General features: G+C 72.8%; 24 protein-coding genes. 10 read left to right on the top strand and 14 right to left on the bottom strand.

The genetic code is table 11. The features are described 5' to 3' along the window. Nucleotides 1-2: 2 nt before the first annotated feature. The 3 genes from C7M71_RS19435 to C7M71_RS19425 all read right to left on the bottom strand — a co-directional run bounded on the left by C7M71_RS19435 (nucleotide 3) and on the right by C7M71_RS19425 (nucleotide 6,383). Nucleotides 3-2,798 (bottom strand): SpoIIE family protein phosphatase, encoded by a 2,796-nt coding sequence (locus C7M71_RS19435; protein WP_265737699.1) that lies wholly within the window; start codon nucleotides 2,796-2,798, stop codon nucleotides 3-5. 292 nt (nucleotides 2,799-3,090) lie between these two features. Next, nucleotides 3,091-5,802, bottom strand: coding sequence for a SpoIIE family protein phosphatase (locus tag C7M71_RS19430; RefSeq protein ID WP_229758808.1), 2,712 nt, complete (start codon nucleotides 5,800-5,802; stop codon nucleotides 3,091-3,093). A gap of 185 nt (nucleotides 5,803-5,987) precedes the next feature. Beyond that, a complete protein-coding gene (locus tag C7M71_RS19425) occupies nucleotides 5,988-6,383 on the bottom strand; it encodes a (deoxy)nucleoside triphosphate pyrophosphohydrolase (protein WP_111491173.1) in 396 nt (131 codons plus the stop codon). Between the two features lie 283 nt (nucleotides 6,384-6,666). Here C7M71_RS19425 and C7M71_RS19420 point away from each other — a divergent pair, with 283 nt between their 5' ends. Further along, nucleotides 6,667-8,223 carry a cellulase family glycosylhydrolase gene (locus C7M71_RS19420; RefSeq protein ID WP_111491174.1) on the top strand — a complete coding sequence of 519 codons (1,557 nt, stop codon included), beginning with the start codon at nucleotides 6,667-6,669 and terminating at the stop codon, nucleotides 8,221-8,223. Between the two features lie 6 nt (nucleotides 8,224-8,229). Here C7M71_RS19420 and C7M71_RS19415 read toward each other — a convergent pair whose 3' ends face one another. Continuing rightward, nucleotides 8,230-9,246: a DUF4190 domain-containing protein gene (locus tag C7M71_RS19415; protein WP_162824307.1), complete on the bottom strand. Its 1,017-nt coding sequence runs from the start codon at nucleotides 9,244-9,246 to the stop codon at nucleotides 8,230-8,232. A gap of 409 nt (nucleotides 9,247-9,655) precedes the next feature. On the opposite strand from C7M71_RS19415, the gene C7M71_RS30760 reads away from it, so the two are divergent. Both C7M71_RS30760 and C7M71_RS30755 read left to right on the top strand, forming a co-directional pair. Beyond that, nucleotides 9,656-9,856 carry a hypothetical protein gene (locus tag C7M71_RS30760; RefSeq protein WP_162824306.1) on the top strand — a complete coding sequence of 67 codons (201 nt, stop codon included), beginning with the start codon at nucleotides 9,656-9,658 and terminating at the stop codon, nucleotides 9,854-9,856. A 131-nt stretch (nucleotides 9,857-9,987) separates the two neighbouring features. Next, entirely contained in the window at nucleotides 9,988-10,332 is a 345-nt protein-coding gene (locus C7M71_RS30755; protein WP_162824305.1) for a histone-like nucleoid-structuring protein Lsr2, read from the top strand. Nucleotides 10,333-10,481: 149 nt separating this feature from the next. Here C7M71_RS30755 and C7M71_RS19405 read toward each other — a convergent pair whose 3' ends face one another. Continuing rightward, nucleotides 10,482-11,171, bottom strand: a complete 690-nt coding sequence (locus tag C7M71_RS19405; RefSeq protein ID WP_175607709.1) for a TetR/AcrR family transcriptional regulator — start codon at nucleotides 11,169-11,171, stop codon at nucleotides 10,482-10,484. 246 nt (nucleotides 11,172-11,417) lie between these two features. Between C7M71_RS19405 and C7M71_RS19400 the strand changes: the two genes are divergently transcribed. Together C7M71_RS19400 and C7M71_RS31965 are read left to right on the top strand one after the other, a co-directional pair. Then, entirely contained in the window at nucleotides 11,418-12,815 is a 1,398-nt protein-coding gene (locus tag C7M71_RS19400; protein WP_229758807.1) for an MFS transporter, read from the top strand. 147 nt (nucleotides 12,816-12,962) lie between these two features. After that, nucleotides 12,963-13,280, top strand: coding sequence for a DUF6087 family protein (locus tag C7M71_RS31965; protein ID WP_111491178.1), 318 nt, complete (start codon nucleotides 12,963-12,965; stop codon nucleotides 13,278-13,280). A 296-nt stretch (nucleotides 13,281-13,576) separates the two neighbouring features. On the opposite strand, the gene C7M71_RS19390 is transcribed toward C7M71_RS31965, so the two are convergent. The 3 genes from C7M71_RS19390 to ychF all read right to left on the bottom strand — a co-directional run bounded on the left by C7M71_RS19390 (nucleotide 13,577) and on the right by ychF (nucleotide 15,657). Continuing rightward, on the bottom strand, nucleotides 13,577-13,990 hold the full coding sequence (locus tag C7M71_RS19390; protein ID WP_111491179.1) for a PIN domain-containing protein: 414 nt from the start codon (nucleotides 13,988-13,990) through the stop codon (nucleotides 13,577-13,579). Then, nucleotides 13,972-14,256 (bottom strand): hypothetical protein, encoded by a 285-nt coding sequence (locus tag C7M71_RS19385; protein WP_100571986.1) that lies wholly within the window; start codon nucleotides 14,254-14,256, stop codon nucleotides 13,972-13,974. Before C7M71_RS19385 ends, C7M71_RS19390 begins: the two co-directional genes overlap by 19 nt. Nucleotides 14,257-14,583: 327 nt before the next feature. Next, entirely contained in the window at nucleotides 14,584-15,657 is a 1,074-nt protein-coding gene (ychF, locus tag C7M71_RS19380; protein ID WP_111491180.1) for a redox-regulated ATPase YchF, read from the bottom strand. A 464-nt stretch (nucleotides 15,658-16,121) separates the two neighbouring features. On the opposite strand from ychF, the gene C7M71_RS19375 reads away from it, so the two are divergent. Beyond that, the gene (locus tag C7M71_RS19375; RefSeq protein ID WP_111491181.1) at nucleotides 16,122-16,475 is read left to right on the top strand and encodes a DUF6542 domain-containing protein; all 354 of its coding nucleotides are present in this window, start codon (nucleotides 16,122-16,124) and stop codon (nucleotides 16,473-16,475) included. A 49-nt stretch (nucleotides 16,476-16,524) separates the two neighbouring features. Here the strand turns inward: C7M71_RS19375 and ppgK are convergent, their stop codons facing one another. Both ppgK and C7M71_RS19365 read right to left on the bottom strand, forming a co-directional pair. Further along, nucleotides 16,525-17,265 (bottom strand): polyphosphate--glucose phosphotransferase, encoded by a 741-nt coding sequence (gene ppgK / locus C7M71_RS19370; protein ID WP_111491182.1) that lies wholly within the window; start codon nucleotides 17,263-17,265, stop codon nucleotides 16,525-16,527. A gap of 95 nt (nucleotides 17,266-17,360) precedes the next feature. Then, nucleotides 17,361-18,344 (bottom strand): 4-hydroxy-3-methylbut-2-enyl diphosphate reductase, encoded by a 984-nt coding sequence (locus tag C7M71_RS19365; protein WP_111491183.1) that lies wholly within the window; start codon nucleotides 18,342-18,344, stop codon nucleotides 17,361-17,363. A gap of 122 nt (nucleotides 18,345-18,466) precedes the next feature. On the opposite strand from C7M71_RS19365, the gene xseA reads away from it, so the two are divergent. Further along, complete coding sequence (gene xseA / locus C7M71_RS19360; protein ID WP_111491184.1) at nucleotides 18,467-19,681, top strand: exodeoxyribonuclease VII large subunit; 1,215 nt, start codon at nucleotides 18,467-18,469, stop codon at nucleotides 19,679-19,681. A 37-nt stretch (nucleotides 19,682-19,718) separates the two neighbouring features. Here xseA and C7M71_RS19355 read toward each other — a convergent pair whose 3' ends face one another. Beyond that, nucleotides 19,719-19,952 carry a GNAT family N-acetyltransferase gene (locus tag C7M71_RS19355; RefSeq protein ID WP_111491185.1) on the bottom strand — a complete coding sequence of 78 codons (234 nt, stop codon included), beginning with the start codon at nucleotides 19,950-19,952 and terminating at the stop codon, nucleotides 19,719-19,721. Between the two features lie 74 nt (nucleotides 19,953-20,026). On the opposite strand from C7M71_RS19355, the gene C7M71_RS19350 reads away from it, so the two are divergent. Then, complete coding sequence (locus C7M71_RS19350; protein WP_111491186.1) at nucleotides 20,027-20,287, top strand: exodeoxyribonuclease VII small subunit; 261 nt, start codon at nucleotides 20,027-20,029, stop codon at nucleotides 20,285-20,287. 122 nt (nucleotides 20,288-20,409) lie between these two features. Further along, nucleotides 20,410-21,018 carry a malonic semialdehyde reductase gene (locus C7M71_RS19345; RefSeq protein ID WP_111491187.1) on the top strand — a complete coding sequence of 203 codons (609 nt, stop codon included), beginning with the start codon at nucleotides 20,410-20,412 and terminating at the stop codon, nucleotides 21,016-21,018. A gap of 109 nt (nucleotides 21,019-21,127) precedes the next feature. On the opposite strand, the gene C7M71_RS19340 is transcribed toward C7M71_RS19345, so the two are convergent. Continuing rightward, the gene (locus C7M71_RS19340) at nucleotides 21,128-21,673 is read right to left on the bottom strand and encodes a DUF4245 domain-containing protein (RefSeq protein ID WP_111491188.1); all 546 of its coding nucleotides are present in this window, start codon (nucleotides 21,671-21,673) and stop codon (nucleotides 21,128-21,130) included. A 179-nt stretch (nucleotides 21,674-21,852) separates the two neighbouring features. On the opposite strand from C7M71_RS19340, the gene glpX reads away from it, so the two are divergent. Next, nucleotides 21,853-22,893, top strand: coding sequence for a class II fructose-bisphosphatase (glpX, locus tag C7M71_RS19335; RefSeq protein ID WP_111491189.1), 1,041 nt, complete (start codon nucleotides 21,853-21,855; stop codon nucleotides 22,891-22,893). A 105-nt stretch (nucleotides 22,894-22,998) separates the two neighbouring features. Here glpX and C7M71_RS19330 read toward each other — a convergent pair whose 3' ends face one another. Then, entirely contained in the window at nucleotides 22,999-23,412 is a 414-nt protein-coding gene (locus C7M71_RS19330; protein ID WP_229758805.1) for a WhiB family transcriptional regulator, read from the bottom strand. A gap of 356 nt (nucleotides 23,413-23,768) precedes the next feature. After that, nucleotides 23,769-24,503: a DUF1707 SHOCT-like domain-containing protein gene (locus tag C7M71_RS19325; RefSeq protein ID WP_407675918.1), complete on the bottom strand. Its 735-nt coding sequence runs from the start codon at nucleotides 24,501-24,503 to the stop codon at nucleotides 23,769-23,771. Between the last annotated feature and the right edge of the window lie 150 nt (nucleotides 24,504-24,653).

The raw sequence follows: 24,653 nt of genomic DNA, 5'->3' as shown, positions 1-24,653 counted from the left end.
CCTCAGGGCCGGGCGGTCGGCGGCTGCGGCAGGCCCAGCTCAAACCAGACGATCTTGCCCTTGGGGGTGCGGCGGCTGCCCCAGCGCTCGGCGAGCAGGCTGACCAGCTGAAGGCCCCGGCCGCCCTCGTCGGTCTCCTGGGCGCGGCGCTGGCGGGGCTGGGCGTAGCCGTTGTCCCAGACCTCGCAGACCACGGTGGTGTCGCGCAGCAGCCGCAGCCGGATGTCGCCGCTGCCGTGCCGCAGCGCATTGGTGGCGAGTTCGCTGACCAGCAGCTCGGTGGTGTCCATCAGGTCGTCCAGGCCACGGGCGAGCAGCCAGCCGATGGCCAGTTCGCGGGCGCGGGCGACCGAGGTGGGCTCCCGGGGCAGCCGCCAGTCGCCGACCGCGTCCTTGGGCAGCGCGTGCACCCGGGCCATCACCAGGGCGATGTCGTCCTCGCCGTGGTGCGGGTCCAGTTCGCTGAGGACGTGGTCGCAGACGTCCTCCAGGCTGCGCTGCGGCCCGGAGAGCGCCCGCCGGAAGGCTTCCAGGCCCTCCTCCAGCTGGTGCTTGCGCGACTCCACCAGCCCGTCGGTGTACAGGCCGAGCAGCGCGCCGTCCGGCAGCGGAACCTCGACCTCCTCGAAGATCTCGCCGCCGACGCCCAGCGGCAGGCCGGGCGGCACATCCAGCATCAGCGCGTCGTCGCCGGGGGAGAGCAGCACCGGCGGCAGATGCCCGGCGTTGGCGATGGTGCAGCGCCGGGTGACCGCGTCGTACACGGCGTAGACGCAGGTCGCCAGGTAGACCTCGGAGGCGTCGGCGGGCTCCGGGACGTGCGGCGGCGGGGTGCCCTGCCGTCCGGCCAGCAGCGGCTGGTGCTGGCCGAACGGGGAGGGGCCGCTGCCCAGCGAGAGCTGGGCGGAGCCGGAGCCGTCGCCGAGGCCCCGGGCGATCTCGTCCAGGGCGGTGAGCACCTCGGCCGGGTCCAGGTCGAGCATGGCCAGGGTGCGTACGGCGGTGCGGAGTTGGCCCATGGCGACGGCGGCGCGCAGGCCGCGCCCCATGACGTCGCCGACCACCAGGGCGGTGCGGTTGCCGGGCAGCGGGATGACGTCGAACCAGTCGCCGCCGACCTCGGTGCCGCTGCTGCCGGGCAGGTAGCGACAGGCGATCTCCAGTCCGCTGGCGGCGGGGTTGCCGGGCGGCAGCAGGCTGCGTTGGAGGATCAGGGCGCGCTCATGCTCGCGGCGGTAGAGGCGGGCGTTGTCCACGCAGACGGCGGCGCGGGCCACCAGCTCCCGGGCGATGGCCACATCGCGCTGGTCGAAGGGTTCCGAGCCCTTGGCGCGGGAGAGCTGGACCAGGCCCAGCACCACATTGCGGGCGACCAGCGGGACCACGATGGTGGACCGCACCAGCGGGTCGGGGTGGCTGTCGGGGACCACGCTGCGGCCGGTGCGCAGCGCCTTGGCGTGCGGCGAGCGGGGCGGGTAGCAGAACGTTCCTCCTACGACCCGGGCGGCGTCGGCGGCGGGCGGGGCACCGGCCACCGCGGCGGCTCCCGCCACCACGCTGGAGACGGCGACCCGGCGCAGCTCGCCCGCGCCGTCGGCGGGCCCGCCGGGGGTGTCCTCACCGGCCAGCAGCGCCGAGTACAGGTCGACGGAGGCGACGTCGCAGAACCGGGGGACGATCACGTCCAGCAGTTCCTTGGCGGTGGTCTCCAGGTCCAGGGTGGAGCCGATGTGGGCGCTGGCCTCGTTGAGCAGGGCCAGGTTGCGGCGGACGCTGGCGGCCTCCCGCTCGTCGCGCTGACGGCGCGTCACATCGGAGATCTGACCGGCGACGCCCATCGGCCGGTCGTCGGCGCCGACCAGCCGGTAGAGCGACACGGACCATCTGCGGGCGGTGTCGCGCATCGGCGCGAACCCGGTGAAGCGCATGTCGACGACCGGGTCGCCGCTCTCCAGCACCTGCCGGAGGGCACCGAGCAGCCGCTCCGCCTCGGCGCGCGGGAAGATGTCGTACGGGTGCAGACCGGGCAGGTCGTCCGGGGAGACCCCGATCCCGGCCGCGAAGGCGTCATTGACCCGCTGCAACCGCAGCTGCCGGTCGAAGAGGAAGAAGCCGGTCGGAGTCTGGCCGAAAACCGCCTCCGAGGCGGCCAGGTCGGTCTCGATCCGCCGCAGCTTGCGCAGGTCCACGGCGAGGCAGACGGCCCCGCCGCTGCCGCCCTCGGAGTGGCCGGGCATCAGGTACACCTCGGCGACGCCCTCGCCGCCGGACGCGTCCCGGTACGGTGCGGTGCCGACCCACTCCTCGCCGGCCAGGATGCGCTCCAGCCGGGCGCGGCCCTCGCGCCACTGCTCGCGCGGCATGAAGGCGGTCACCGGGTCGGCGCCCACCGCGTCGGCGGCGGCCACTCCGAAGAACTCGGCCGCCCGGTCGCTCCACTGGCTGATCCGGCCGTCGGCGCCGATCGCGAAGGCGGCGACCCGGATGTAGTCGTAGATGGAGCCCGGCTCGCCCTGGCCCCACTCGGTCGGGCCCGTCAACGTCCGAGCCGCCCCGGCCAGGCCCGCCCCCGCCAGGCCCGTCCCGGCCGTGCCCGGCTCCGACTGGCCCGGCTCCGGCAGACCCGCCTCCGCCTGCTCCGCCGCCCGCCCCGGCCGGGGCACGCGCACTCCGGTCTGGGACCGCTCACCGCCGCGCACCGGCGCCCTCCTGCCCATGTGCCCGCTCCGGTCGTGCTCGGCATGGCCGGTCCGGCCCGGCAGCGCACCGCTGCCCGTCCACGCATTCCGCGCCGGCATGTCGCTCAACGAACCGACTCCCCCTTCACCGGGTCGGACTCCGCCGTCTCCCGTCCGACCAGGGCAGCCGTCCGGGTGTCGAGACCACGAGTATTCATCATCAGGGCCGTTGGGCCCATGCCCTCGGGGTCACAACATCAAATCGGGCGAAGGATTTTGCCCTTGTCGACCGACCGCCGCCGCCACCTGCTCACTCGCTCCCGTCCCGGCCACGTCCACACCGCTGCATACGCATCCCGGGACCGTTCGGCTCACCGCTCCCCACCAGCCTGGTACCACCGTGGTGCGCGGTTCACCCCCCGCCGCCGGGAAGCGGCAGTTCCAGCCAGACCACCTTGCCCCGGCCCTCGGAGCGGGTACCCCAGCGCAAGGCCAGCCGCCGCACCAGCTCCAGCCCCCGGCCGCCCTCGTCGGTGCCCTCCGCACGCCGCTCGGTGGGCGGCTCGGGCACCGGGTCGGACACCTCGACCACCAGGGTGTCATCACCGACCGTCAGCCGCAGGCCGATCGGCGCGCCGGCATAGCGCACCGCGTTGGTGACCAGTTCGCTGGCGAGCAGTTCGGCGGTGTCGCCGAGCGGCTCCAGATGCCACTCCGTCAGCGCGGCGCGGGTCAGCCGGCGGGCGCGGGAGACGGCGCTGGGCTCGGCGGGCAGCGTCCAGCCGGCGGTGCTCCGCTCCGGCCCGCGCCCCAGCCGGGCGAGCAGCAGCGCCACATCGTCCGGCTCACGGCCCTGGTCCACGATGCCCAGCACCGCCTCGCAGGCTTCCTGGATGGAGGCGTGCGGCTTCTCCAGTACGTCCTGCAACCTGCCCAGGCCCTCGTCCAGGTCCCGGTCGCGCGACTCCACCAGGCCGTCGGTGCAGAGCGCCAGCAGACTCCCCTCCGGGATCTCCAGCTCCAGCGACTCGAAGGGCACCCCGCCGACCCCCAGCGGCGCCCCGGACGGCAGGTCCAGCACCCGGGCGGTGCCGCCGGGCAGCGGACCGGAGCCGGGCACGGTGCCGGGCGCCCCCTCGGCCGGCACCACCAGCAGCGGCGGGATGTGACCGGCCCTGGCGAGCACGCAGCGCCGCGTCGCCGGGTCGTAGACGGCGTACACACAGGTGGCGATCAGCGCCTCGTCGGGCCCCTGCACCAGGTCGTCGGCGAGCTGGTGGACATGCTCCAGCAGCACCGCCGGCGGCAGGTCGAGACCGGCGAGCGTCCGTACGGCGGTGCGCAGCCGGCCCATGGTGGCGGCGGCCCGCAGTCCGTGGCCCATCACATCGCCGACCACCAGGGCGGTGCGGTCGCCGGGCAGCGGGATGACGTCGAACCAGTCGCCGCCGACCTCGGCACCGCTGCTGCCGGGGACGTACCGGTATGCGACCTCCACGCCCGGCGGCTGCGGCACCTGCTGGGGCAGCAGGGTGCGTTGCAGGGTGAGCGCGGCGGCCCGCTCCCGCGCGTACAGCCGGGCGTTGTCCAGGGAGCTGCCCGCCCGGTCGGCCAGTTCCACCGCGAAGGCCAGGTCGTCGCGGTCGAAGGCCTCCCGGCGCCCGGCCCGGCTGACCACCAGCAGGCCGATCACGATGCCGCGCGCCCGCAGCGGCGCCACCATCATCGAGTGGACGCCCAGGTCCAGCGCGACCTGGACCCTGGGGTCGTCGGGGAAGGTGGTGTTCTCCAACTCGGCCGGGCCGCAGACCAGTTCCGGTACACCGGTGCGCAGCACCCGGCCGAAGACCGACTCGTCGGTGAAGGCGATCTGCGCGCCGCGCCGCAGCATGGCCCGCACCTGCGGGCCCTCCCGGACCGAGCCGACGCCCAGCTGCACCAGCACGGTGTGGCGGCTGTGCGGATGGCGCGGCAGGTCGTCGCCGGAGGCGACCGCCTGGAGCAGGATGACGCCCGAGTAGTCGGCGAGCCGGGGCACCACCGCACCGGCCAGCTCCTGGGCGATCCGCGAGGCGTCCAGCAGGTCGCCGACCCGGGAGCCGAACTCATTGAGCAGCGACAGCCGCCGCCGGGCGTGCTCCACCTTGGCCACCGCCCGGTAGCGGTCGGTGACATCCATGATCAGACCGGCGATGCCCAGCACCCGGCCGGAGCGGTCGGTCAGGCGGCTGTACGAGAGCGAGCGGTAGCCGGGGCAGCGGGCGCTGGGCGACGCCACGGTGACATCCACGATGGGCTCACCGGTGGCCAGCACCTGGCGCTGGATCGCCGTCACCTCGTCGGCGGCGCGCTCCGGCAGCACCTCGCCGGTGGTCCGCCCGATGTGCGCCTCGGGCCGCAGGCCGTTCATCCCGGCCAGCATGGTGTTGACGCCGACGTACCGCAGGTCGGTGTCGAGGACGCAGATCCCCAGCGCCGCCTGCTCGAAGAGCGCGTCGCGTACCGCCAGGTCCCGCTCCACCGCCTGCAGGGCGCCCGCCTCGGAGAGCGAGAGCTGGAGGAAGGGCACCCCGCCGCCGTCGACCAGCAGTGAGATGCGGACGTCCACCGGGACCTCGTCGCCGTCGCGGTTGGACACCCGGGCCCGGCCGTGCCAGCTGCCGGAGCGGACGGCCTGGTCCAGGGCGTGCCGGGCGCGGAGCACGCCGTCCGAGGTGAGCAGCACCTCCTCCAGCCGGCGGCCCACCAGGCTCTCGCTGGGCCAGCCGAGCAGCTGCTCGGCGGTCGGGCTCCACAGCACCACCCGGCCGTCCGTGTCCAGCAGCGCGACGGCGGTCCGGACCGCGTCGAAGAGGCTGTCCCGGACGCTCCGCGACGGCTCCGGGGCGCCCTGCGGCTCCGTACCGGGGAACCGCGCGGGTGCGCGGCTGCGCGCTCCGGGGGCGGGCGGCGGCTCCCGGGAGACGCCAGCCGAGGCCGGCGGGGGCGGCACCGCGCGGCGGGCGGCCGGGCGGGCACCTCGGGCGCGTCGCAGCCGGGCTCGGGCGGCGGCGCCACCCCGCCGGTACGGACTCCCCGGCCGGTCGCCCGGCCGCTGGGCCCCACCGCTACCCGCACTGGACACCGAAGGCCCCTCCGGCTCTGTGACGCACTGTCCCGACATGGCCATGCGGCTTGGTTCCCATCGCCGCTCGCCCCCGGCGCGCTGCGGCCAGATAGTGACATACCCGTCACAAACCCGGCCTATCCAGGCGTACGGGTCAACTTTTGCCGCCTGTCGCGCAGCTCGCGGGACGTCCCGGAGGGCCCTCAGGACGCGTTCAGCAGCCTGGCCACCTCCGGCAGCACGGCGCGGTCGTGGTCCAGCCAGTCCACGCCGTCCAGCTCCGCCGGGCCCAGCCAGCGCAGCTCGGAGTGGTCCTGGAGCGGCAGCGGGTCGCCGGAGAGCAGCTCGGCGGTCCAGATCCGCAGCACCAGCCCCGGGCGGACCGCCCACTCGCCGGGCAGCGGCGCCAGCGCGCGGGCCTCCACGCCCAGCTCCTCGCGCAGCTCGCGCGCCAGGGCCTGCTGCGGGGTCTCGCCGGGCTCCACCTTGCCGCCGGGGAACTCCCAGCGGCCGGCCGTCTCGGCCGGGGCGCTGCGCCGGGCGGCCAGCACCCGGCCCCGGTGCAGCAGGGCGGCGCCGATCACCACACGGTTCTCCATGGCGGAGAGCCTACGGCCGGGCGTGCTCAGGGCAGGGGTGGGGGCGGGGTGGGTGTCGGAACCAGTGGGAGCGCTCCCAAAGCATGCGGGCGATTTCCCCCGGCGTCAAGAGGGCCGCATGCCGGGCCGATATGCCAGGAAAAGAGGGCGATTGTCCCTGCAAAGAGCTGGGAAAGTCGCCGCAGAGGGGATGTCATGCACAGGATGGCACGGCTACCTTGCTCCGGGACCAGTGGGAGCGCACCCACCACCCCTTGCACCTCACCACCCGGAGGAGCAGTTCATGCGAACGCGCACCAGAACCGTCCTCGCCGCCGTGGCGGCGACCGTCGCCGGCACCGTGCTCCCGGCCGTCGGGCCGTGGGCCGGCGGCGCCGCGGCGGCCGACTTCGGCTGCGGCGTCAAGTACGCCACCAATGACTGGGGCTCGGGCTTCACCGCCGATGTCACCATCACCAACACCGGTACGGCCTCGGCGAGCAACTGGACCCTGACCTACTCCTACAGCGGCAACCAGCAGCTCCAGCAGGGCTGGAACGGCACCTGGACGCAGTCTGGCAACGTTGTCACGGTCAAGAGCATGTCCTACAACGGCACCCTCGCCCCGGGCGCCTCCGTCAACGCCGGCGCCAACTTCGGATACAGCGGCAGCAACAAGGCGCCGACCTCCTTCACCGTGAACGGCGTGGCCTGCAACGGCTCCCAGCCCCCGACCTCGCCGCCCACCACCCCGCCGACCACTCCCCCGACCACCCCGCCGCCCACCACACCTCCGCCGACCACCCCGCCCCCGACGACTCCGCCGCCCACCAGCCCGCCGCCGACCACCTCGGCACCCCAGCTGAAGGTCTCCGGCAATACCCTGGTGGACGCCTCCGGCAAGGCCGTCACCCTGCACGGCGTCAACCGCTCCGGCACCGAGTTCATGTGTGTGCAGGGCCGTGGACTCTTCGACGGCCCGTCCGACGCCGCCTCGGTCGCCGCGATCAAGAGCTGGCACGCCAACATCGTGCGCGTCCCGCTCAACGAGGACTGCTGGAACAGCCTCCCCAACGTCGGCTCCGCCTACAGCGGCGCCACCTACCGGACCGCCGTGAAGAACTACGTCGACCTGCTGCACCAGAACGGCATCGTCGCCATCGTCGAGATGCACTGGTCACACGGCGTCTACTCGGGCAACTCCTCGGCCTGCACCGACGTCAACGCCACCTGCCAGAAGCCGATGCCCGACGCCGACAACGCGACCGCCTTCTGGACCTCGGTGGCGCAGACCTTCAAGGGCGACCGCTCCACCGTCTTCGACCTCTTCAACGAGCCCTACCCGGACCGGGCGGTCTCCGGCACCCAGGCATGGCTCTGCTGGCGGGACGGCGGCAGTGCCTGCCCCGGCCTCAGCTACACCGTGGCCGGTATGCAGTCGATGGTGAACGCGGTGCGCGGCACCGGCGCCGACAACGTCATCCTGGTCGGCGGGCTGGCCTACGCCAACGACCTCACCTCGTGGCTCACCTACAAGCCCACCGACCCGCTGAACAACCTCGGCGCCTCCTGGCACTCGTACAACTTCAACACCTGCGCCTCCAGCTCCTGCTGGGACAGCCAGATCGCCCCGGTCGCCGCCAAGGTGCCGGTGGTCGCGGGTGAGATCGGCGAGAACGACTGCGCGCACGGCTATGTCGACACCCTGATGAAGTGGCTCGACCAGCACGGCGTCTCCTACCTGGGCTGGACCTGGAACACCTGGGACTGCTCCTCCGGCCCGTCGCTGATCAGCAGCTACGACGGCACCCCGACCGCCTTCGGAGTGGGGCTGCGCGACCACTTCGCCGCGCTGTCCTGACCCGGATCAGGTGGCCAGGCCCGCCGTGTCGTCCCCGGTCGACAGACCGAGGGCGACCCGTGCGGCCCTGGCCTCCTCCCCGCCGTACTGCGCGAACGCCCGGTTCAGGGCCCGCTCCAGCGCAGCCCCATCGGCCGCCGAGGCCGCCTGCCGCCAGTACGGCACCGCGGCCCGGTTCTGCCGGACGAACGCGGCCACCGGGCGGCGGGCCGAAGTCGGCCAGTCGTCGGAGTCCAGCAGGTCGGCCTCCTTCTCCAGCGCGTCGGCCACCTCCCCGGCCCAGGCGCGGTAGACGCTCGGCCGGTCCCCGGGCTCGCCGTCCGGCTGCGCGTCCATGACGTCGTTGTAGATCCGCGCGGCATCCAGGTAGCGGAGCTGGTTGTCGGTGAACGACGTGCGGCTCCGGCGCAGGGTGCCCGTCCAGGAGCCCCGGGTGTCGGTGAAGAAGCAGACGGCGGTGGGGTCGTCGTCCTCCCACTGGTCGCGGTCCGGCCAGTAGTAGCGGGTCTCCAGGGTGTCCGGGTAGGCCCAGATGTCCGGGTTGTAGTCGGCCGCCAGCCCGGCGCACCGCTTCTCGGCGAAGTCCTGGACCTTCCGCGAGCCGGGGTACGCGCCCCCGGCGTACGTGACGATGCCGTACGCCTCCGCCTCGTGCGGCTCGTCGCAGGGCAGCAGGGCCAGGTCGTGCAGGGCGGTGGGCGAGTGCCGGTCGAAGCAGTCCCCCACCCGCAGGTCGTCGACATACGCCTCGGTCCGCTCGGTGACCTGGCCCAGGGCGTTCCGGTGCACGCCGCCCAGCCCGGGATGGGAGGCCACGTACGCCAGGCCGCCGACAGCGGCCACCACCGCCAGCACCATCCAGACGGCGGAGAGGACCAGCCCGGTGACGGCCAGTCCGCGACCCCGCTGGCTGCGGCGGCGGAGCTGCACCAGGGCGGCGATCCCGAACGCCGCCGAGACCGGGGCCAGACAGGTCAGCCCGAGCACCAGCGAGGCAATCGCGAACCCATTGGTCCCCTCCACCTGCTCCGGCGGGCGCCCGGGGAACGGCGGGTGCCCCCACGGCTGCGGCGAGCGCGGCCTCGGCACTCCCTCCGCGCCGGGCTTCGGCGGAGCCCACGGGTCGGGCGGCTCCGGGGTCGACGCTGCCTCGGTCGGCGGTAGGGACATCGGCTCCGGCCCTCGGTCTCGTTGGCGCACCCGTCGGCGGTCGACGGCCGCGCGACTCTACCGGACGCGGTGCGGTGACCGCATTCCCTTATGCCCTCCGGCCATTCCCGGGAATTGCCGACGCGGGATTTCCTGGCGCGACATCAGTTCGCCCCCCACGCATTTCCGCGAGTTTCACCCCGAATGAACCGGATCGTACGCGTCCCCACCGGTCCACCGGGCCGAATCGGCCGCCCGGATCAGGTGCGCTACGCTCCGCGCCATGAAGCGGCGGACGGTAGCCACCCTGATCCTCGCCGGACCGAGCGGCCTGGCCACCGTCACCGCCACCGGAGTCCGGGCGCTGTCCGGTGGGCTCTACGACTGCACCGGAGCCGACCGGGACCTCGCCCCGACCCTCGCCTCGCCGCCCATCCTCGGCGGCGGACCGGACGACGGGTTCGCCTGCGCCGGGCAGTCGTAGATCACCGCCGGCCGCGATGGAGCCGCCTGGTGCCGACGCGCCCTCCGGCCGCGCCCGCCCCGGGGTTCCGCTCCGCGAGCCGGGCACCCGGCTCAGCCTTCATTCACCGTTTGACTCCCGAGAGGAAAGCCATGGCAAGGAAGACCATCATCGTCTGCGACGTGACCGGCGAAGAGGGAGCCGAGACGGTTGAATTCGCCTGGGACGGCACCCGCTACACCATCGACCTTGCCGAAGGCGAGCGGAGGAAAATCGAGGAATTCCTCTCGCCCTACCTTGAGGCAGCCGAAGAGGTAGCCCCCGGCCACCGCCCCCTTCCCGTACAGCCCACCGGCCCCGACCCCGCCGCAGTGCGCAAGTGGGCTCAGGAGAACGGCATCGAGGTCGACGGCCGGGGCATCAGCGAGAAGGGCCGCATCCCCGCCGCCTTTGTCGACCTCTACGAGAAGGCCCAGCGGGAGTCCGCGGAGTCCTGACCACCCCCCGGCAGGGCGCGGGCGCCGCCCTCGGCAGAGATCACCGCCCGCGCCCTGCTGCGATCACGCAACCACCCTGGCCGACCGGCGCGGGGCCCGCCGACTCAGCCGACGCGGCCGACCCAGCCGACCCAGCCGACCCGGCCCACTCAGCCGACGCCATCCGAAGTCGCCGACGCGGCCCGCGCGAGCAACCCGTCGACAAACGCGCGGAGTCCCTCCGCATAGGTGTCCCGTACGGCCAGCGCGCGCCATCGCTTACTGACGGCGGCCAGGTGCGGCACCTGGGACGCGTCGAAGCTGTCGCGGAATACGGGGAGCTTCTCGTCGGTCAGCCGGCGGGCGGTATGGGCGCGGACGAGGATTTCGCCGACGGTGTAGTACCAGATGCTGCGGAACACGTGGACGGATTGTTCCGGCGTGCAACCGTGGTCGTCGGCTCCGGCGACGATGGCCTCGACCATCCAGAGCGCCGATTCGTCGAGGAGGCCGACGAAGCCGTCGGTGGTGAGGACCTCCGCCGCCCATGGCCAGTCCGCGAGCGCGTCGTGCATCGCGGTGGCGGCGGCGACGATGCGGTCCCTCGGGTCACGGGGGAGTTGCGGGCGCTGGAGCCGGCTGATGTGGTGCTCAAGCAACTGGACCAGCAGATCCTCCTTGTCCCGGATGTGGTGGTACAGGGTCGTCGCCCCGATGCCGAGCTCCGCGGCCAACCGGCGGATGGTCAGCTTCTCCCAGCCGTCCCGGTCGATGAGTCGGCGGGCCGCCGTGAGGATCTCCGCGCGGGAGGTCACGGGCGGGCGGCCGGTGCGGCCGTGGGAGGCGGGGGGTCGGGGCATTGCCCCATCATGCCGCCCCGCCGTACTCGGCCGCGTACCGCGAGCCGTAGGTCGTACGCCCACCCGCCGCGAGCCGCGAAGCGGCCGTGGGGGCGCCTCCTCCTTGTTCACAGCGGCCGCTCCGGGTGCTACTTTCGGAACATGTTCCAAAAGCCAGGCACTGGCATGACGGCGACAAGGACGGGGGCTGTGATGATGAGCAAGCCGGGTGTTTCGGGTGTACGGCCAGGGCTCACGCTCGCCGTGGTGGCCGTCGTGCAGTTCATGGTGTCGCTGGACGTCTCGGTCGTGAACGTGGGACTCCCCCAGATCGCCACCGGCCTGGGCTTCGGCGCCGCAAACCTGGCCTGGGTGATCCACGCCTACGCCCTGACCTTCGGCGGGCTGCTCCTGCTGGGCGGCAAGGCCGCCGACCGCTACGGCCGCAAACCGGTCCTGCTGCTCGGACTCGGCCTGTTCGGCCTGGCCTCCCTCGGCGGCGGCCTCGCCCAGGAGCCCGGCCAACTCGTCGCCGCCCGGACCGTACAGGGCATCGGCGCCGCCGCACTGGCCCCGGCCGCGCTGGCACTGCTGACCGCGACGTTCCCCACGGGCAGGGCCCGCGTCCGGGCCTTCGGCGTGTGGAGCGCGACAAACGCTGCCGGAGGTGCCTTCGGTGTCGTGATAGGCGGTGTGCTCACCCAGTACGCGAGCTGGCGCTGGGTCATGTTGGTGAACGTGCCGATGGCCGCCTGCGCGCTGGCCCTGGCCTGGCGCGGGGTCGCCGCCGCCCCGCCGACCGCTCGCGGCAGCCGTCCCGACGTGCTCGGCGCCGTCCTGGCCACTGCGGGCATGACCCTGCTGGTGTTCGGCGTCGTCCGCACCGACCGGTACGCATGGACCTCGCCCGTCACCCTGACGACGCTGGCGGTCGCCGTCGCGCTACTGGCCGCGTTCCTCCACACCGAGCGGACCACCGCCCGCGAACCGCTGATCCGGCTCGGCCTGTTCGCCAACCGCTCGGTGGCCGGCGCCAACGCGTTCAACCTCCTGGTCGGAGCGGCCATGACCCCGGCCTTCTACTTCACCTCCCTCTACCTCCAGGAGATCCTCGGGAAGGGGCCCGCGCTGACCGGGGTCATGTTCCTGCCCTTCACCTTCGGGCTGATCGCCGGCTCGGTAGCCGCCGTCAAACTCGGCTACCGCCTCCCTCCCCGCACCCTTCTGATCGTCGGAGGACTGCTCACCGCGGTCGGGCTCGCCTGGTTCGGCCTGATCAGCACGGACGGCGCCTTCACCACCGACGTCCTCGGCCCCTCGATCGTCGCCAGCATCGGCTTCGGGCTCTGCCTCGGCCCGGTCGTCTCCATCGCGACCGGCGGCGTCGCGCCCCACGAGACCGGAACCGCCTCCGGCCTGCTCAACAGCTCACGCCAGATCGGCGCCTCCCTCGGCCTCGCCGCCCTCGGCACCGCGGCCCACCACCGCACCGGCCGCACCCCCACACTCGACGCCCTCAACGACGGCTACGCACTCGGCCTCACCCTCGGCGCCGCCCTCCTGGCCGCCGCCATCCTCATCGCCCTCACCGTCCTGCGCCGGACCAGCCCGCCGAAACACGCCGAGCAGACGCAAGACCGCAACCTGCTCACCACCCACGACTGACCGGAGCCCGGACCGGCGGAACCAGCCTTTCCCTCCCCACCTATGGACATCAACCGGCACCGCCTCGCCTGAAGGATGGCGAGGCGGTCAGGCCGGTGGGCCCGCTACTCTCCTGGGTGAGCAGGCACCGAATCGTGGGGAAACCGGATGGACGACGAACCACTGTCGGAATGGGCGGAGCGGCGTGACGCGAAAATCGGGCGACTTCGCGCTGTCCCCCTTGTCTCCGGCGACGGCCCCCAGGGCTCACATCTGAACCCGGACGCGCCCCGCGCCATCCAGCGATGGAACGGGCACGCCTGGGAGCCCCACGGGTTTGCGTCGAATCTCGCCGAGGCGAAACGCATCCTGTACCCCCAGGCCAGTGAGCCCCCCGCCTCGGTGCCGGCCCCCGAGCCCAGGCCGCTCGGCGCCGGTACCGGCAGGCACCGCAAACCCCAGGCGCCTGAGCCGGGACAGCGCTGACACCCAGATCGCTCCACCGTTTACTCACCTGCACACTTGCCGAACCACCTAGCGTGCAGTAACGCATCGCCCATACGTTGAAACGGAATGCCTGCGGGCCGATCCTGACCTGCGGCGGAGCACCACCCAGAGCGCTGACCAGCACATTCACCGTTTGTTTGCGTTGGCCGCCGACGGGCGTCTACGAGCATCCTGCGGACTGTTTGCGGACTGGCGGGTACTCCACCGGTCGGGAAACGCATGGCACCGCGACCGGCTCGTCAATGAGACTGTGCTGGTGAGCCGGACAAAGGGAATCACACCGCCACGAGCCGGACGCGATCGCCGCATAGCTTGACCATGTCGTCGATGTCGGAGGTCAACATGACCACGGGGCGGTGCTGCCGCAACGCAGCCTCGGCGACCGCGGCATCGATCGCATACTTGTGCCCGTGCAATCCGGCATCCATCAGCAGCTTCGAGGCCGCCCTCGCCTCCTCGTCGCCCACCGGGACTACGCGCAGTCCGGAGAGCACCCAGTTCAGGCGGGACCTGTTCGTACGGACATGGACGACCTCGATGATGGTGAGCGCACTGATCACGACCTCCATGCCTCGCGAGCGCGCCTCAGCAACCAGAGCCACCACCTGCTCGTCGTCGGCGAGGAGCTTCGAGAGCCCTTCGCTGTCGAGGACCAGCGTCCCCTCGTGGCTCAGCCTGCGGCGGGCCACTCGGCCTCCTCGGCGAACACCTCGTCGAAGACCTGCCGCGCCCGCTGACGAGCCTGCTCGGAGACCGGCCCCTTGCGGTTCTCGTAGTCCGCCAGGTACTCGTCCAACACCTGGCCGCGCAGCTCACGCTCGACCGCCGCGGCGATGAACGCAGAGAACTCCCGCTTTCCCACCCGCGCACGGATCGCCTCCGCGGTCCCCTCCGGAAGCGACAGGCTCACCCGTGTCGCCGGCCCTTCTCCGATGCTGTACGTCGTCTCAGCCATGACCCGAGTGTGTCAAACGAGTAGGAAAAGCGCTACGGCCCCCGCCTCCGCCACCCATGCGGGAGCCACCCGGGAAAGGCCGGGTAAGAGCCGCCCACCCCCCTCTCGTCGCGCACCGCACAGTCCGCGACTCAGCACGGAAGCCGGCCACCGTCCCGGCACAATCTCGGCACGGTAGGGATGACCAGGGATGATGACAGGCGAAGACCAGGCAGGTTTCCCAGCGCCACCCCAACACGGGAAACAGCCAAGGGCCCGACCCCGAAAGGTCGGACCCCTCCTGACCTGCATGTGTGCCAGATCAGCGACGTGGCGATGCAGCGCCCGCTACACGTTGAAGCGGAATTCCACCACGTCGCCGTCCTGCATGATGTACTCCTTGCCCTCCATGCGGGCCTTGCCCTTGGCGCGGGCCTCGGGGATGGAGCCGCACTCGACCAGGTCGTCGAAGGAGACGATCTCGGCCTTGATGAAGCCCTTCTGGAAGTCGGTGTGGATGACTCCGGCGGCCTCGGGGGCGGTGGCGCCCTTCTTGATGGTCCAGGCGCGGGCCTCCTTGGGGCCGGCGGTGAGGTAGGTCTGGAGGCCCAGGGTGCGGAAGCCGACGTGGGCGAGGGTGGAGAGGCCGGGCTCTTCCTGGCCCATGGACTGGAGGAGTTCCAGGGCCTCGTCGTCGTCCAGCTCGATCAGCTCGGACTCGATCTTGGCGTTGAGGAAGATGGCCTCGGCCGGGGCGACCAGGGCACGCAGGCCGTCCTTGAAGTCCTCGTCGACCAGTTCGTCCTCGTCCACGTTGAAGACGTAGAGGAAGGGCTTGGCGGTGAGCAGGTGCAGCTCGCGCAGCGGCTCGCGGTCCAGGCCGGCGTGGAAGACGGTCTCGCCGGACTCCAGCACCTTCTGGGCCTGCTCGACGGCGGCGGCGGTGGCGGCCGTCTCCTTCTTGAGGCGGGCTTCCTTCTGGAGCCTCGGCAGCGCCTTCTCGATGGTCTGGAGGTCGGCCAGGATCAGCTCGGTGTGGATGGTCTCGATGTCGTCCTTGGGCGAGACCTTGCCGTCGACATGGACCACGTCCGGGTCGTTGAAGGCCCGGATGACCTGGCAGATGGCGTCCGACTCGCGGATGTTCGCCAGGAACTTGTTGCCCAGGCCCTGCCCCTCGGAGGCGCCGCGGACGATACCGGCGATGTCCACGAAGTCCACGGTCGCCGGGAGCTTGCGCTGCGAGCCGAAGATCTCGGCGAGCTTGTCCAGGCGCGGGTCGGGGACGCCGACCACGCCGACGTTGGGCTCGATGGTGGCGAACGGGTAGTTGGCCGCCAGCACGTCGTTCTTGGTCAGGGCGTTGAACAGGGTCGACTTGCCGACGTTCGGCAGGCCGACGATTCCGATCGTGAGCGACACGTGGCGACTTCCCGTAGAGGAGGCTGGGGATGGGTTCGGCCCATGGAGGGCCGATCCACAAGTCTACGGGTCACCGCCCGCGCCCCGGCGACGGTGCTGCGGGGTCGCATCCGGCCCGGCTCCGCGCCACGCCGGGCGTCCGGGTGACACGCCGGTCTGTAGCGTGTCTGTGACAGAGCGTGGCGTTCATCGGACCGTACGTTGGTCGGGTGGAGCAGCAACGCACGCAGACTCAGCCACCCCGGCCACGGAGCCGGACACTCGACGGGCCCGCTTCCCGGGCCTCCGTACCCGGGCCGACGCGCCCCCCGGAGCCCGTGGGCCCGAGGCGGCTGCGGCTGCCCCGGGCCAGGCCGCAGGTGGACGGCGGAGGCTGCCCCGGGCGTGGGCGTGGACGCGGGCGGAACGGCCGGAACACGCGCAGCGGGCGCGGCGGGGCCGGGCCGAGGCGGCGGTTGACGGCGGTGGGTACCGGGGTGGTGGCGCTGGCCGTCACGCTGCTGGGAGCGCTGGCGGACAGTCTGCTGCTGGGCGGCCCCGGGGTGCTGTTCGGCATGGTGTACGTCGCCGTCTGCTTCCAGTTGGCGGTGCGGGTGCGACCGGCCGACCTGCCGGCCGCACCCATCGCCGGGCCGATCGCCTTCGCGCTGGCGCTGCTGCTGCTCGGGCCGACCTCGGGCGCCGGGTTCGGCGGCCATGTGATGGGCCTGACCGGGGGGCTGGCGACGCAGGCCGGGTGGCTCTTCGCCGGGACCGGCGTGGCCGCCGCGATCGTGGTCGCCCGGGCGGTGGCCATCCGGCGGTCCCGTACCCGCTGACTGGTCGCCGCACGGCATCAGCCCAGCGCAGCTTCAGCCCAGCACAGCGTCAGCCCAGCTTGGCGGCGGCCATCGCGGCGCCCACGATCCCGGCGTCGTTCTGCAACCGCGCCGGGACGATCTCGGCCCGGCGCCGCTTCAGCAGCGGCAGGAACTTCTCGGGCTTGCGGCTCACCCCGCCGCCGATGATGACCAGGTGCGGGGAGAAGAGCATCTCCACATGGGCGAGGTAGGCGTCGACCCGCCGGGCCCACTTGGACCAGCTGAGGTCGTGCCGGTCGCGGGCTGCGGCGGAGGCGCGCTTCTCGGCGTCCTTGCCGTCGAGTTCCAGGTGGCCCAGTTCGGTGTTGGGCACGAGGGTGCCGTCCACGAAGAGGGCGCTGCCGATGCCGGTGCCGAAGGTGAGGGTGATCACCACTCCGTCCCGGTCGCGCCCGGCGCCGTACGCCATCTCGGCCATCCCGGCGGCGTCCGCGTCATTGAGCAGGGCCACCGGTCGGCCGAGCGCCTGCTCGAAGTGGTCCACGGCGTCCAGGCCGACCCAGCCGGCGGCGACATTGGCGGCGGTGAGGGTGTGGCCGTCGACCACCACGCCGGGGAAGGTGATGCCGACCGGGCCCGGCTGCCCGAAGTGCTCGACGACCCGGCAGACCGTGTCCACCACGGCCGACGGCGCGGCGGGGTGCGGGGTGAACAGCTTCAGCCGCTCCTCCGCGAGTGCGCCCCGCTCCAGGTCGACCGGCGCACCCTTGATGCCGGAGCCGCCGATGTCCACACCGAATGACCTCACGAGCGCCTTCTCCTCGGCTCTGGGCGGAATGCGGAAGTGTGCCGCCCCGCTTCCGGGCTGATACCCGGGGCGGGGCGGCGGAGACCACTGCCCCGCTATGCCTGGTCGACCTTGCCTGCGGCCTCTGCGCGCAGGTCCCGGCGCAGCTCCTTGGGGAGCGAGAACTGGAGGTGCTCCTCCACCGAGCGGACGGTCTGCACATCGTCGTAGCCGCGCGCGGCAAGCCACTCCAGCACGCCCTGGACCAGGACCTCCGGCACCGAGGCGCCGCTGGTGACGCCGACGGTGGCGACGCCGTCCAGCCAGGACTCGTCGATCTCGTCGGCGAAGTCCACCAGGTGGGCGGCGCGGGCGCCGTACTCCAGGCCGACCTCGACCAGGCGGACCGAGTTGGAGGAGTTCCCGGAGCCGACCACGATCAGCAGGTCGGTCTCGGGGGCGATCTGCTTCACCACCACCTGGCGGTTCTGGGTGGCGTAGCAGATGTCGTCGCTGGGCGGGCTGACCAGGGCGGGGAAGCGCTCCTGGAGCCGGCCGACGGTGGCCATGGTCTCGTCCACCGAGAGGGTGGTCTGGGAGAGCCAGACGACCTTGGACTCGTCGCGGACCTGTACGGCGGCGACGTCCTCGGGCCCGTCCACCAGGTGGATCCGCTCGGGGGCCTCGCCCATGGTGCCGACGACCTCCTCATGGCCCTCATGGCCGATCAGCAGGATGTCGTAGTCCTCGTCGGCGAAGCGCACGGCCTCCTTGTGGACCTTGGTGACCAGCGGGCAGGTGGCGTCGATGGTGGCGAGCCTGCCGCGCTGGGCCTCGTCGTGCACGGCGGGGGCGACGCCGTGTGCGGAGAAGACCACGATGGAGCCCTCGGGCACCTCCTCCGTCTCGTCGACGAAGATCGCGCCCTTCTTCTCCAGGGTCTGCACGACGTACTTGTTGTGGACGATCTGCTTGCGGACGTAGATCGGCGCCCCGTACTGCTCCAGGGCCTTCTCCACGGCGATGACGGCGCGGTCGACACCGGCGCAGTAGCCACGGGGGGCGGCGAGCAGGACGCGGCGCTGGGCAGTTGCAGACATGGGTCCATCGTACGGGCCCGGGTCCGGCCCGTCCGGCGGCCTCCGGCCTCCCTCACCCGCCCGGGACGGGGACCGCTCGCGGGCGGGGGCCGGTTGTCGGAGGGCGCCGCTAGGCTCGGCGCATGGGTCTTGACACCTCTGCGGACGCGCCGATCCCGGTCGGCAAGGTCTCCACGCTGATCGGCGGCTGGATCGACCGGCTGGGCGCGGTCTGGGTGGAGGGCCAGATCACCCAGCTGAGCAGGCGTCCCGGGGCCGGGGTGGTCTTTATGACGCTGCGTGACCCGTCGGAGGACGTCTCCCTCACGGTCACCTGCTTCCGCAGTGTCTTCGACCCGGTCGCCGAGGTGGTCGCCGAGGGCGCGCGGGTGGTGGTGCACGCCAAGCCGGAGTGGTACGCGGCGCGCGGCACCCTGTCGCTGCGCGCCGCCGAGATCCGCCCGGTGGGGCTGGGCGAGCTGCTGGCCAGGCTGGAGCAGCTGAAGCGGCGGCTGGCCGGGGAGGGGCTGTTCGCGGCCGACCGCAAGCGGGCGCTGCCGTTCCTGCCGCAGTGCGTCGGCCTGGTGACCGGCCGCGCCTCGGCGGCCGAGCGCGATGTGCTCCAGAACGCGCGGCACCGCTGGCCGGCGGTCCGGTTCGAGGTGCGCAATGTGGCGGTGCAGGGGGTGACCGCCGTCGCCCAGGTGGTGGCGGCCGTGCGGGAGCTGGACGAGCACCCCGAGGTGGACGTGATCATCGTGGCCCGGGGCGGCGGCAGCGTGGAGGATCTGCTGCCCTTCTCCGACGAGCAGCTGGTCCGTACGGTGGCTGCGGCGCGGACCCCGGTGGTGAGCGCCATCGGCCATGAGCCGGACCAGCCGCTGCTGGACTTCGTGGCGGACCTGCGGGCCTCCACCCCGACCGATGCGGCCAAACGGGTGGTTCCGGACGTCGGCGAGGAGCTGGCCCGGGTGACCCAGCTGCGGGACCGGGCCCGGCACGCGGTGCGGGGCCGGGTGGAGCGCGAGCTGGCGGGCCTGGCGGCCACGCTGAGCCGCCCGGTGCTGGCGGCGCCCCGGCGGATGGTGGACGACCGGGCGGCCGAGCTGGACGCGCTGCTGGAGCGTTCCCGGCGGTGCCTGGGCCACCAGCTGGACCGGGCCTCCTCCGACCTGGGGCACACCCTGGCCCGGGTGGTGGCGCTCTCCCCCGCCGCGACGCTGCAACGCGGCTATGCGGTGCTGCAGCGGGCGGACGGGGCGGTGGTGCGCAGCGCGGCCGAGGTGGCGGCGGGGGACGAGCTGCGTGCCCGGGTCGCCGAGGGCGGCTTCACGGTGACGGTCGCCGACCAGGAGTGAGCCGACCAGGGTTGCGCTGACCCGGCCCGGGCGCGGGTCACTGCGGGTGGCGGGGCCTGAAGCCGAGGCGCCGGTAGAGGGGTTCGGCCTCGGCGGTGGCGTGCAGGTCGACCCGGGTGACGCCGTGTGCGTCGAACCAGCCGAGCAGCGCCTCGGTACAGGCCCGGACGTGGCCCCGGCGGCGCTGCGTGGGGTCGGTGCAGACGTTGAGGACGAAGCCGAAGAGTGCCAGGGCGGCGAGCGGGGCAGCGGCGGCTGCCGGGCGCGGCACTGGCCGGCGGCCGCGCCCTGCGCCAGCCGGTTTGGCGTGCCGTTCTGTCGGCGGCGCCCCCTACGCTGGCAGGCATGGCGAACGAGGAGACCCGCGACAGCGGCGCGGACGGCGCGGGCGTGGACGATGCGCTGGGTTATGAGCAGGCACGCGATGCACTGCTGGAGGTGGTGCGGCGGCTGGAGGCCGGCGGCACCTCGCTGGAGGAGTCGCTGGCGCTCTGGGAGCGCGGCGAGCAGTTGGCGAAGGTCTGCCGGCGGTGGCTGGACGGCGCCCGGCAGCGGCTGGACGCGGCGCTGGCCGCAGAGGAGGGTCCGGGCGGCGCGGTGCGGTGAGGAAGGACGTGAGGCAGGTCACCTTCCTCCCGGGAAGCGGTTGAACATTCACCTACGTTGCATCCGGAGGGCGGCGCTCCGGCCGCCCTGCCCTCCGAACCAAGACGAGGCTGGATCAACTGATGACCACTGCCGACAACGTGCTGGCCCTCGACGCCGCCGCCCAGGACCTGCTCTTCCGCGAGGCCCGCACCGCCAACACCTTCTCCGACGAGCCCGTCACCGACGAGCAGCTGCGCGCCATCTACGACCTGGTCAAGTACGCGCCGACCGCCTTCAACCAGCAGCCGCTGCGCATTGTGCTGGTGCGCTCGGCCGAGGCCCGCGAGCGCCTGGTCACCCACATGATGGACGGCAACAAGGAGAAGACCGGCAGCGCCCCGCTGGTCGCCATCCTGGCCGCCGACCACGAGTTCCACGAGGAGCTGCCGAAGCTGCTGCCGCACTTCCCGCAGGCCAAGGACCTCTTCTTCAGCGAGCGTCCGGTGCGCGAGCAGACCGGTACCTTCAACGCCTCCCTCCAGGTCGGCTACTTCATCCTGGGCGTCCGCGCGGCCGGTCTGGCCGCCGGCCCGATGACCGGCTATGACGCCGCGGGCATCAACAAGGAGTTCTTCGCCGACGGCGACCACACCGTGCTCGCCGTGGTGAACATCGGCAAGCCGGGCGAGAACGCCTGGTTCCCGCGTTCCCCGCGCCTGGAGTACGACGAGGTCGTCACCACCGTCTGATCCGGGCACACCCCGGGCACACCCCTGGCACGCCGAAGGGCCCTGCTCCTCCCGGTCGGGAGGAGCAGGGCCCTTCGACTGCCCGGTCGATCGGCTCTGCGGTCGGCCGCTATCCGTGCAGCGCCTGTGCCAGCTGCGCCAGCTCCCGGTAGGACGCGCTGCCGGTGACCACGGTGGTGGCGCCGCCCGACTCCCGCACCAGCGCGCGGTAGGGCTCGCCCTGGTAGCGGTCCCAGTCCTCGCCGCCCACCGAGGCGGAGCCGTCCGGCTTGCCGCCCTTGACCTGCGCCCGCAGCACGCCGTCGGCGGAGTCGTCGCTCTGCTCGACCGCCGCATAGCTGCCGGACGGGGTGACGAAGCCCAGGTGCCAGGTGGCGTGCCCGCCGTCGTCGGCGCTGTAGCGCACCGAGGTCGCCCGCCACTGCGCGGGAAGGCCCTGCGGCGCCAGTACGGGGTAGGGAGCCGCCCGGCGCGCGGTCGCCAGCTCGACCGTGTACGGCACCGTCCGGACCGGGTCGCCCTCCGAGTGCGGGATGAAGATGTACACCACCGCGGCCACGCCGCCGACCACCAGCAGCGACAGGATCATGTCCCGTACCGTCTGCCGGCCCCTCTGCGTCTTCGTATCGCTCGCCACGCCCCCATGGTGACCCATACCGGCTCGGCCGCCCGCACCCGGGGTGCCCGGCCCGCCCCGCCCCGCCCCGGCGGCCCCAGTGGTCCCGGCATTCGCACAGCCCACCCGGGTAACGGCACCACAGACGCCCCTACGGTGCACGGATACGATCACATCACCCTCATATCCGGCCGTCGCGTACGAGAGAGGTATCGCCGATGACCGCCCAGAACCACCACAATCTCCCTGCTCCCCTGGAGGTCGCCCCCGAGGCACCCGACCGCAACCTGGCCCTGGAGCTCGTCCGCGTCACCGAAGCCGCCGCCATGGCCGCCGGCCGGTGGGTCGGCCGAGGCGACAAGAACGGCGCCGACGGCGCGGCCGTCAAGGCCATGCGCACCCTCGTCCACACCGTCTCGATGAACGGCGTCGTCGTCATCGGCGAGGGGGAGAAGGACGAGGCTCCGATGCTCTACAACGGCGAGCGGGTGGGTGACGGGACCGGCGCGGAGTGCGACGTGGCGGTGGACCCGGTCGACGGCACCACCCTCACCGCCAAGGGCATGGGCAACGCGGTCTCGGTGCTCGCCGTGGCCGATCGCGGCACCATGTTCGACCCCAGCGCGGTCTTCTACATGGACAAGCTGGTGGCCGGACCGGAGGCCGCCGAGTTCGTCGACATCACCGCGCCCCCGGCGGTCAACATCCGCCGGGTCGCCAAGGCCAAGGGCAGCGCGGTGGAGGACGTCACCGTGGTCATCCTGGACCGGCCGCGCCACGACGGCCTGGTCAAGGAGGTGCGCGAGGCGGGCGCCCGGATCAAGTTCATCTCGGACGGCGATGTGGCCGGCGCCATCATGGCCGCCCGCGAGAACACCGGCGTGGACCTGCTGCTCGGCATCGGCGGCACCCCGGAGGGCATCATCGCGGCCTGCGCCATGAAGTGCATGGGCGGCGTCATCCAGGGCCGGCTCTGGCCCAAGGACGACCAGGAGCGGCAGAAGGCGCTGGACGCCGGGCACGACCTGGACCGGGTGCTCTCCACCGACGACCTGGTCGGCGGCGACAACGTCTTCTTCGTGGCGACCGGCATCACCGACGGCGAGCTGCTGCGCGGGGTGCGCTACCGGGCCGAGACCGCCACCACCAGCTCGCTGGTGATGCGCTCCAAGAGCGGCACCATCCGCGAGATCAACTCCACCCACAAGCTGTCCAAGCTGCGGGCCTACAGCGCGATCGACTTCGACCGCGCCCGGTGAGCGGCGGCCGGGCAGCCCGGCGGCAGTGAGCGGCGGGGCCTCGGAGCAGTCACTTCCGGGGCCCCGCCGCTTCGGGTCTGCCGTCGTCCTTACCGCCTCTGCCGGTCACCCGGCGGCCGCGATGCGCCCGCGCGAGACGCGCTGCACATCGGCGCGCAGCTCGACCTCGCGGCGCCTGCGGCGGGCCAGCACCACCCGGCGCTCGGCGGCGGTCAGCCCGCCCCACACACCGTAGGGCTCCGGCTGGGCGAGGGCGTGCTCGCGGCACTCCAGCAGCACCGGGCAGCGGGCGCAGACCCGCTTGGCCGCCTCCTCGCGGGCCAGCCGGGCCGCGGTGGGCTCCTTGGAGGGGGCGAAGAAGAGGCCGGCCTCGTCCCGGCGGCAGGCGGCGCCGGAGTGCCAGGGGGAGTCGTCGCCGGCTCCGTGCTGTCCGTTCTGCTGTCCGTACTGGCTCGGGCTGAACTGCCCCGGAACGCTCTGGTCGGTGGCGCTCTTGGTGGACTCGATCGGGTGCAGCACGGCGTACTCCTGACGACGGCTCGGCGGGGGGATCGTGTCAGTGCGCGGCCGGGCGTACACGCTCCGCAGTTTCCCCTGGCCGACTCACAGCCCCTGCGGAACCCCGCGGCCGCACAACAGACGATGTGGAGAGGGAACTACCCGGACCCCTGGCGATTCATGCACACCGCACGCAGTTGCCGCCCAACTCGTTGCACCGGATGTCAAGTAGGCGGGCCCGGCGTGACGAGTCGTGTGCATGTGGCACATGCGCCCGGAACGCGCCTCCCGTACGCCCCTCCCCCGATCGACCCCGGCACCACCCCGACCCGACCCCGGCACGACCCGAGCCCGACCTCGGCACCACCCTGGCCGGGCTAGAAGTCGAGCTGCTTGCGAACCCACTCCTTGAGCAGCTTCCCCCGCTTCGGCCGGGCCTCGCAGCCGCCGAAGACCGCCGCGCCGCGCACCCGCACCACCGGCGCATACGGGTCGTCCGCCGTCTGCTCACGCACATCGAACCCGCCGAAGATGCCGACCCCGGTGCCGTGCAGCGAGACGTTCTCCGGCACCTTGACGGTCACCCCGCCGAAGACGGCGGTGACGTCGATCAGCACCTCGGGCGACTCGAAGACGGCGTCGGTGAGGTCGATGTCTACCCCGCCGAAGACGGCGACAGCCCTGATCCGGGACCCCACCCGCCAGCGGCCCTTGCGGGTGGAGCCGCCGAAGACCGCCACGGCGTTCGGCGAGTAGTCCCGCGCCGGGGGCAGCGGCGGTCCCGCGGGGGCGGGCGCCGGCGCGGGCTTGGGGGCGGCGGAGGGGCGGTGCGCGGGCAGGTCGCGGGTGAGCGGCTCCAGCTCACCGAGCGTCTTCGCTCCATAGGCCGCCTCGATCCGCTCGGCGTGCTCGTTCACATCGAGCCGGCCTTCGGCGAAGGCGTCCCGCAGGATGTCCGCGACCCGCTCGCGGTCGGCGTCGGAGGCGCGCAGCGCCGGTTCGGCGGCGGCCGGCTTGGTCATCGGCACGGGCGGCGGGGTGCGCTGGGCACCGCCTCCCCGCTTGTCGAAGTCGGGCAGGGAGGGCGGGTCCTGGGCAGGCGAGTTGTCCACGGGCCCAGGGTAGTCAGCGGGGCACGTGCCGAACAGCCGCCCGTACGCCCGGGGGTGACCCCTGTCACGCAGGCCCACCTGGCCCGGGCCCCCGGCCGGCGGCCCTCTAACCTGGAAGGCGCTTCGTCGATGTCGCCGGACAGACCGCAG

Source organism: Peterkaempfera bronchialis, assembly GCF_003258605.2.
Taxonomy (GTDB): domain Bacteria; phylum Actinomycetota; class Actinomycetes; order Streptomycetales; family Streptomycetaceae; genus Peterkaempfera; species Peterkaempfera bronchialis.
This window is presented reverse-complemented; position numbering and strand designations above follow the sequence as displayed.